The organism is Streptomyces sp. B15, assembly GCF_018070605.1.
Lineage (GTDB): Bacteria > Actinomycetota > Actinomycetes > Streptomycetales > Streptomycetaceae > Streptomyces > Streptomyces smyrnaeus.
The window spans coordinates 1-921 of the sequence record NZ_JAGPXJ010000206.1 but is presented as its reverse complement, the minus strand read 5'-3'; the positions used below and the strand labels follow the sequence as shown (position 1 = coordinate 921).

Genomic DNA, 921 nt, shown 5'->3' with positions numbered 1-921 from the left:
TCGTAGCGGGTGGCGACTGCCCGGGACTGCTTCAGCCTGTTGATCGCCCGTTCGACGGTGTTGCGCTTCTTGTAGCGGTCTTCGTCGAAGCCGGGCGGTCGACCACCGCGTGAGCCTTTGCGCAGGCGGGCGGCCTCGCTGTCGGCCTTCTCCGGGATCGTGTGGCGAATGCCCCGCCGTCGCAGGTACTCGCGGCAGGGTCCATTGCTGTAAGCCTTGTCGGCGGCCAGGCTGTCGGGCTTGTTGCGGGGCCTTCCCGGACCGGGCCTGGGGATGCGGATCTTCTCCAGGACCGGGCTGAACTGGGTGCAGTCCGCCCGCTGTCCACCGGTGACCACCAGGGACAGCGGGCGGCAGCGGCCGTCCGCGCTCAGGTGGAGCTTGCTGGTGAACCCGCCCCGCGAACGCCCCAGGCCCTCACTTCCAGCACCACCTCCACCAGGCGGTCGACCAGGCTCTGCCACGGGGTTTCGTCCTGGTGTTCCACTTCTCCGGCCCCTTTTGACGCGGGTGCCGGCGGCGGCTCTGTCCGAGCGCCGGCCGCGTGCTGATGGGCGCGCACGATGGTGGAATCGATTGCGATGTCCCAGTCGATCTCGGATGCCGCGTCGGCCCCGGCCTGGACCTGCTGGAGCAGACGCTCCCACGTCCCATCGGCCGACCACAGCCGGTGGCGTTCATAGACGGTCTTCCACGGCCCGAACCGTTCGGGCAGGTCACGCCACTGCACGCCGGTCCGCACCCGGTGCAGAATCCCGTCGATCACCTGCCGGTGGTCCCGCCACCTGCCACAACGTCCGTTGCTGACCGGCAGGAACGGCCGCAGCCGTTCCCACTCGGCATCAGTCAGATCACCCCGCCCCATGTCCACATCAACGACCCGGACACGAAGTAGTCACATGATCGACCGGACAAGTCCTA

1 pseudogene is annotated in these 921 nt (G+C 68.4%); it reads right to left on the bottom strand.

The features are described 5' to 3' along the window. A pseudogene (locus KBY19_RS37120) lies at positions 1-865 on the bottom strand (IS5 family transposase); the annotation flags it as partial. Between the last annotated feature and the right edge of the window lie 56 nt (positions 866-921).